This window comes from Desulfomarina sp. (genome assembly GCF_054039375.1).
In genome coordinates, this window is sequence record NZ_JBPLBA010000064.1 from 1 (window position 1) to 7659 (window position 7659).

A 7659-nucleotide genomic window follows, 5' to 3' on the forward strand; every position below is an offset into this window, starting at 1 on the left:
TTCCCCTCTGGCTCCGGAACTTCTGCAAGAAACTTTGTCAATTCTTTGAAAAAAATACACGAGTCTGCCGATATATCAGGGGGGTTGAAGATCTTGATGATTGTAAAATCGATGAAGATTGCCAGGCGCTCCGTGATTTTCTGAAAAAACACCAGGATAAGCTGAAAGGCGTGCGGCAGTAATATATTTATTCCAGGCCGCTTCCTGAACCAGCATTGTAAATTCAAAAATAAAATCAGTTTCTTATATCTTGATCCGTGGAATTTCCGGATCGTTTTGGGTGAAAAAAATATTGGATCCAAAGGAGATAGGATTCACTGACTTGGCACATAAAGTGTCCGTGCCGGCGGGGGCGGTATGGATATCTGGGCTCAATATGATCCCGGCTGTGGGCTTTAGACATCTGTGTAGCCGGTGGAAATATTGGCTGAAGACAGTTGAATTTCTATGTGTTTTTTCCGGGTTGAATAATGACGGCGATTGTATTATAAAGTGCAAATATATTGCAGATTATCATGATAAATCGAAATATATTTGAGGAAAATAATGTATAAACGAATCCTTGATCTGCCCGCACTTTTGAAAAGAAAATCTTTTTTCCTGTTTGGTCCCAGGGGAACCGGAAAAACAACCCTTGTCCAGCACACACTATCAGAGAGCACAATCATCGATCTGCTTGAAATCAAAACCTATCGTGAGTATCTGAAAAATCCATCGATCCTCTCAGAACAAAAGCTGCAACCGATTGTGGTTATTGACGAAGTTCAAAAGTTGCCGGAAATACTCGATGAAGTGCATCGACTGATCGAAGCAAAAAAAATAACATTTTTACTCACCGGCAGCAGTGCCCGTAAGCTGAAAAGAGGCGGTGCCAATTTGTTGGCAGGCAGGGCATGGTGGGCGGCAATGCATCCGCTGACATCCATCGAAATCCCTGATTTTGACCTGACGACTTATCTGAACAGGGGGGGATTGCCGGTGATTTATCCCAGCGAAGATTATGTCGAGGAACTAAGGGCTTATGCGGGTCTGTATCTGAAAGAAGAGGTCCAGAATGAAGCCCTGACCCGGAAGGTGGCTCAGTTCTCGGAGTTCTTGGATTTAATGGCCCTGACAAATGGCGAAGAGATCAGCTATCAATCCATTGCCGGTGACTGCGGTGTTTCTCCCAACTCCGTTAAAAATTATATTCAAATACTCGAAGATACCCTGGTGGCTTTTCAGTTAAGGGCGTTTACAAAAACCCGCCAAAGAAAAGCCATAACAAGATCCAAACTTTATCTTTTCGATATCGGCGTCACCAATTCCCTGGCAAACCGGGGGGAAATCAAGAAAGGCTCCGAGCTGTTCGGCAAGGCTTTTGAGCACTTCATTATCCTGGAGATCCGGGCTTTTTTATCCTACTCACGGAAAAAAGCAGAAATGTATTATTGGCGATCCAGATCCCGGTTTGAAGTCGACTTGATCCTCGATAACACGTGGGCAATCGAAATTAAAAGCGCCACATCCATACAGGACAAGCACCTCAAAGGACTCAGGGCTTTAAAGGAAGAGGGGATGATTCAAAAATTTGCCATCGTCAGTTGTGACCGCCATGAAAGAAAAACAGCGGATGGCATCACCATTTTTCCCTGGGCGCTATTTTTGGAAAAGCTATGGAAGGGGGATATCATTTAATGCGGTGCCTGCCGAATCCTATGACTATTCGTTGGATAAAATAGATTTGGTAAACGAATGCATGAGGACTGGGAAATTATCAAAACTAAATTACATCGCTATATAGTGAATTGGCAGGGGGCGGGGTTAGTTGTCCTTCCAAAATCGTAAATAAAAAAGGGTAAGGACCCGCTACGCAGTTCCAAGCCTATGTTCAAATAATACTATTGTTTAGTAATTTGTTAACTGGTTTTTTCAATTTTAATTTTCACCATGGTTCCATGCACAAAATTAAAAAAACAAGACACGATAATCGGGCATGTTAAACCGGTACGATAGATCCCCTATTTGGTTGCAGGATATTTTTGATGAAAAAAATTTACGCCCACAGCCTCGAAAATGCACCTGTAGATAAATGGCAACCCCTAAAAGACCATCTGGAGAATGTGGCTGAAAGAGCATCTGCATCTGCACGGTTTTTCCGTGGTGATGAGTGGGCATTTCCGGCAGGGAAAAACCATGACATCGGTAAGGGAACACTTTCCTGGCAGGCCTGGTTACGAAACGTTAACCAGATTGTTGATGAATTTGCCGATTCCTACAATGGACATCCCAATCACGCCGCAACCGGAGCGCAACTTCTGTTCAGGCAATCCGCCCAGGCCGGAAAGTTGCTTGCCTATTGTATTGCCGGGCATCACGGAGGGCTCCCCAACTGGAGTTCCGGCCAAAAGTCAGGGCTTGGGGAAAAACTTGCCGAACAAATGGTAACAATAGATTTTCCGCATATCATCGGTGAATTGCCAGCAAACCTCCCGTTTCCACTGGAGAATGATCGTGCCGGTTTTCAGATTCAGTTTTTTACACGGATGCTGTTTTCCTGTCTCGTGGATGCCGATTATCTTGATACAGAAGCGTTTCTTGACAAAGAGCGGACCGGGTGGCGCAACTGTTATCCATGTCTGGATGAGTTGCAAGATCATTTCTGGACAAACTTCAATACGCTGCGCAAGAAGGCAGATCCTGATTTATCTGTGAACAAATATCGTGAACGTGTGTTAAGCGACTGCCTGCAAGCCGCAAATGAATCTCCAGGAATTTTTTCGCTTACCGTTCCCACCGGAGGTGGCAAGACTCTGGCCTCGTTGGCCTTTGCCCTGAATCATGCCAAAAAATATAAAAAACGAAGAATCATCTATGTCATTCCGTTTACAAGTATCATTGAACAAAACGGGGCCGTTTTCCGGGATATGCTGGGGGATGATGCAGTGCTTGAGCATCATTGCAATTTTATTGCTGATGATACGGACTGGCAAACCAGACTGGCGACTGAAAATTGGGATGCGCCAATCATCGTGACCACCAATGTCCAGTTTTTTGATTCCTTTTATGCCAATAAGCCGTCAAAATGCCGGAAATTACATAATGTGTCGGAAAGTGTGATTATTTTTGATGAAGTGCAGGCAATCCCCGTTGAGCGATTGACCTGCTGCCTTGAAGTCATCCGGGAGCTATCCAAAAATTATGGTGTTACCGCGGTACTGTGTACGGCTACCCAGCCAGCCATAGAACGTTCCCCCCACGTTCCTGTCGGGCTGAAAATCGACCGGGAAATTGTCACGGATATTCCGTTGCTTTTTGCCAGATTGAAGCGCACCGAAGAACATTTCGTCGGCACACTGACTGAGCATGAAGTATCTGAACAACTCGCGAACCTGCAACAGGTGTTATGCATTGTCAATACCAGGCAGCAGGCCTTGGATGTTTTTGAAAACCTGCCAGAATGTACTGAGAATTTCCATTTAAGCGCCCTGATGTATCCGGCACATAGAAGCGAAATTTTCGCCAAGATCAGGAAAAGGCTTGAAAACGGAGACCCGTGCCGGGTTGTCAGCACCCAACTGATAGAGGCCGGTGTTGACGTTGATTTCCCGGCTGTTTTCCGGGCAACGGCCGGAATTGATTCCATTGCCCAGGCAGCAGGCCGCTGTAACCGGAACGGTCGAAGCCCTGTCCCCTGCAAGGTATCTGTTTTTGATTTCCCGGAGGAGAGTGGATGTGCCTTTTTCCGGCAGGCAGCTCAATCTGCGAAAAAACTGTTTGAATCATTTGCCGGGAAACTGACCGATCCGGTATGCGTGAAAGAATATTTTTCCGATTTTTTCTGGAAAAATGAACAGATGATGGACAAAGGCGGAATATACGATTTGTGCCGTCTTGCCTATATGGGTGAAATTCAGTTTCGTGACATTGCCGGGTTCAGGATGATCGAATCGGCAACCCTGCCGGTGATCGTCGCCCTGGAGCAGGAGTCAGTGCAGCTTGTCGACAGCCTTGTCCATGTGGAGCGACATGGTGGTATTTTACGAAAGCTTCAAAAATATGCGGTCCAGATATATCCTTATCAGTTGGAAGAAATACAGAACTGGCTGGAAGATCCCGTTCCAGGTGTATGGGTGCTTCGTTCGGAAGAGCTGTATTCCCGTGCGACGGGTTTGCGATGCAGTTCTCCCCAGGGCGAGGCATTTTTTGGCTAACCCGAATAATTGTATGGAGGTGTTATGGGAAAGCGCTATGGAATCAGATTGAGGGTATGGGGAGAGTATGCCCTGTTCACCCGACCGGAAATGAAGGTAGAACGGGTCTCATACGATGTCATCACCCCGTCGGCGGCCCGGGGTATTCTGGAGGCCATTTACTGGAAACCCGCCATTTGCTGGATAATCGACCGTATTCATGTGATGCGTCCAATCCGGTTTGAAAATATCCGGCGCAATGAGCTGGCCAACCGGGTATCCGTCAACAACCGGGACATGAAAGGAGACCGGCCGGTATGCCGCTATATTGAAGATGATCGCCAGCAACGGGCCTCAATGGTGCTGCGGGATGTGGAGTATATCATTGAAGCCCATTTCGAACTGACTGGAACAGAGGACAATGATCCGGGCAAACATCTGGCTATTTTTGAACGGCGGGTCAAAAAGGGGCAGTGTTTTCACAGGCCCTACTTTGGCTGCCGGGAGTTTCCGGTCAGTTTTGCGTGGTGTGATGAAATTTCGGAATCCGTATTTTCCGGCGAACAGGAACTAGGCTACATGCTGCACGACATTGATTTTGCCAATAACATGACCCCTGGTTTTTTCCGGGCAGTAATGTGTGATGGCGTAATCGAGTGCCGTAAAGAGGTGGTTTCATGATTTTTCAATCTTTGATCAATCTCTATGACCGGCTTCCTCAGGGTGATCCGAAAAAGGGTGTGCCATCGTATGGTTTCAGCATGGAGGATATCGGTTTTATGGTCACCCTTGACCGGCACGGCAATATGATCGGCCAGCCTGAAGATTTAAGGGAAAAGGTTAAGGCGGGTACCTTCAATTACCGGCTGTCAATGGTTCCCTATACCAACCAGGTGAATGTACGTGCCAATGCTGCCGCAAGAACACCGAATTTCATGGTGGACAAGGCTGATTACATTTTCGGTATGTCCGGTAGGGCAAAGAAAAACGTCCATCATGAATCATTTGTCAAATTATTGGACGAGGTAACGGGCGATACAGATGATGAGGGCGTGCTGGCGGTCAAGGAGTTTCTTGAAAAATGGAACCCTGCTGATTCTCCGGGACTGGAACACTGGAAAGACATTTCCGGAATGCACGGTAAGTGGATAGCCTTCCGTCTGCAGCAAGACCGCTGTCTTGTCCATGAGCGGCCCGAGGTTCAGCGACTCTGGCGTGAGTTTATTGCCGACCAGAGTTTTCCCCAAGGAGTCAATTTCGTTGATGGCCGTCTATCCCCTTTGCAGGGGCAATTTAGCCAGTTCAAATTTGGCTCCGGCGCTTCCCTGGTTTCCTTTAATGAAAAAGCATACGAATCCTATGGCAAAAAGCGGGGAGAAAATGCGCCCATCTCTGTTGAGACTGAGTTTAAAAGCGCTGCGGCCTTGAAATTTATGCTTCGCAGCAGAACCCAGCGGTTGAAGATAGGTGATGCGACAACGGTTTTCTGGGCTGAGCGGGCATCAGTGGTGGAACCGTTTTTCGGACAGGTAATGAATCCAGCGCTTGATAACCAGGCAGCAGTATTACAGGTACGAAAATTTTTAGAGGCTGTCTGCAAAGGCACGCTTCCGTCTGATCTGGAAAAAGATCGGGATCTGAAATTTTATATCCTGGGGCTTGCTCTGAACAAGGCGCGATTGGCCTTGCGTTTCTGGCATGTCTGCACGGTGAGCGAGTTGATGAACAGGTTTCGGGATCATTTCAATAATCTGGCCATGGAAAGATCGGAAAAGGATATTGAATTTCCCGGAGTCTGGCACCTCCTGAAAGAAACAGCCAGGGAAAGCAAGGATATTTCTCCGGTCCTTGGTGGTGCGCTTACCCGTTCCATCCTTACCGGCGCCCGCTACCCTGAAAGTCTGTTTCGGGGAGTGATTGGGCGTATCCGTGCGGATCAACGAATCAATTACCTGCGGGCCGCTATTCTCAAGGCGGTTCTCCAACGAAATTATCAAAAGGAGGTACCCATGGCATTGGACACGGAAAGAAGAGATACGGCCTATTTGCTGGGACGGCTGTTCGCTGTTCTGGAGAAGGCACAACTGGATGCCCTTGGCAAGGTCAATACCACAATCAAGGATCGGTTTTTCAGCGCTGCCTCGGCCACCCCGGCCAGTGTTTTTCCACGGTTGATTCGTCTGAGTCAGCATCACATTGAAAAGGCGGAATACGGGTATGTCTCAGACCGGAGAATTGCAGAAATTATGGAACATATAACCGATTTCCCTGCCCACATGGACCTTCAGGAGCAGGGCATATTCGCCATTGCCTATTATCACCAAAAAAATGCTCTATATCGGAAGACAGAGACCAAGACTCAAGGAGGTGGAAATAATGACTGAACTGATCAAGAACCGCTATGAATTCGTCCTGCTGTTTGATGTCAAAAACGGTAATCCAAATGGTGATCCGGACGGAGGAAACATGCCCCGCATCGATCCGGAAACCGGACACGGTATTACAACGGATGTCTGTCTGAAGCGCAAGGTCAGAAATTATGTGGAACTGATCAAGGAAGATCAATCTCCGTATAATATCTATGTCAAGGAGAAAGGGATACTTACCGAGCGGCGGCAACCTGCCTATGAAGCTGTATCAGACGAAAAAGACAAAGCAGCAAAAATAAGCAAGGCCAGGGCCTGGATGTGCAGAAATTTCTTTGATGTGAGAACATTCGGTGCAGTTATGTCAACCAAGGAAAATAACTGCGGACAGGTCCGGGGACCGGTACAGTTCACCTTTGCCAGAAGTATTGAACCTGTCGTACCTCTTGAGGCAAGCATTACCAGAATGGCTGTTGAAACCAGAAAAGAGGCAGATGCCCAGTCCGGCGACAATCGTACAATGGGCCGAAAGGCGTATATTCCTTACGGACTCTATCGGGTTCACGGATTTATTTCCGCTCCTTTGGCCGAACAGACAGGTTTTTCCGAAGACGACCTTGAATTGTTCTGGGATGCCCTGGTGAATATGTTTGACCATGACCGCTCTGCGGCAAGAGGAGAAATGGCATCCCAAAAATTAATCATTTTCAAACATGAGAACAATCTCGGCAACGCACCGGCCCACAAGTTGTTTGACCTGATTAAAGTAAAACGAAAAGATGGCAGCGAAGGCCCGGCACGAAATTTTTCTGATTACAAAGTAACTGTTGATGCCATGCCGAATGGTGTAAATCTCATTGAAAAACTGTAACCTGAGGGCAAAATGAATTTTCAACAAGGAGAACTGATCCTCTACCAGTCCGACGACGGCCGGATCACCGTTGATGTGCGTTTGCGTGATGAGACTGTATGGCTGACTTTGAACCAGATGGCAGATCTGTTTGGTCGTAACAAGTCCGTTATATCCCGTCACCTCCGCAATATTTTCAAAAGCGGTGAACTCGACCGGGAGGCAACTGTTGCAAAAAATGCAACAGTTCAAAAGGAAGGGAAGCGTACCG

Annotated in this window: 7 protein-coding genes; all 7 read left to right on the forward strand. The window is 47.2% G+C overall.

Going from position 1 to position 7659, the window contains the following annotated elements:
- The coding region (locus ACXLDX_RS03575) for a hypothetical protein (RefSeq protein WP_457575819.1) at positions 1–182 on the forward strand (182 nt) is incomplete at its 5' end.
- 364 nt (positions 183–546) lie between these two features.
- The gene (locus ACXLDX_RS03580; RefSeq protein ID WP_457575820.1) at positions 547–1677 is read left to right on the forward strand and encodes an ATP-binding protein; all 1131 of its coding nucleotides are present in this window, start codon (positions 547–549) and stop codon (positions 1675–1677) included.
- A gap of 347 nt (positions 1678–2024) precedes the next feature.
- A complete protein-coding gene (gene cas3 / locus ACXLDX_RS03585; protein ID WP_457575821.1) occupies positions 2025–4193 on the forward strand; it encodes a CRISPR-associated helicase Cas3' in 2169 nt (722 codons plus the stop codon).
- A gap of 24 nt (positions 4194–4217) precedes the next feature.
- Positions 4218–4853, forward strand: coding sequence for a type I-C CRISPR-associated protein Cas5c (gene cas5c / locus ACXLDX_RS03590; RefSeq protein WP_457575822.1), 636 nt, complete (start codon positions 4218–4220; stop codon positions 4851–4853).
- Positions 4850–6556, forward strand: coding sequence for a type I-C CRISPR-associated protein Cas8c/Csd1 (cas8c, locus tag ACXLDX_RS03595; RefSeq protein WP_457575823.1), 1707 nt, complete (start codon positions 4850–4852; stop codon positions 6554–6556). The genes cas5c and cas8c overlap by 4 nt, the downstream gene beginning before the upstream one ends.
- The gene (gene cas7c, locus ACXLDX_RS03600; RefSeq protein WP_457575824.1) at positions 6549–7409 is read left to right on the forward strand and encodes a type I-C CRISPR-associated protein Cas7/Csd2; all 861 of its coding nucleotides are present in this window, start codon (positions 6549–6551) and stop codon (positions 7407–7409) included. Before cas8c ends, cas7c begins: the two co-directional genes overlap by 8 nt.
- Before the next feature lie 12 nt (positions 7410–7421).
- Positions 7422–7659, forward strand: a 238-nt coding sequence (locus ACXLDX_RS03605) for a virulence RhuM family protein (protein ID WP_503417353.1), incomplete at its 3' end; no start/stop codon positions are given.

Coding starts and splice junctions, on each gene's coding strand:
- ACXLDX_RS03580 (WP_457575820.1), top strand. CDS start 547: ATGTATAAACGAATCCTTGATCTGCCCGCACTTTTGAAAAGAAAATCT.
- cas3 (WP_457575821.1), top strand. CDS start 2,025: ATGAAAAAAATTTACGCCCACAGCCTCGAAAATGCACCTGTAGATAAA.
- cas5c (WP_457575822.1), top strand. CDS start 4,218: ATGGGAAAGCGCTATGGAATCAGATTGAGGGTATGGGGAGAGTATGCC.
- cas8c (WP_457575823.1), top strand. CDS start 4,850: ATGATTTTTCAATCTTTGATCAATCTCTATGACCGGCTTCCTCAGGGT.
- cas7c (WP_457575824.1), top strand. CDS start 6,549: ATGACTGAACTGATCAAGAACCGCTATGAATTCGTCCTGCTGTTTGAT.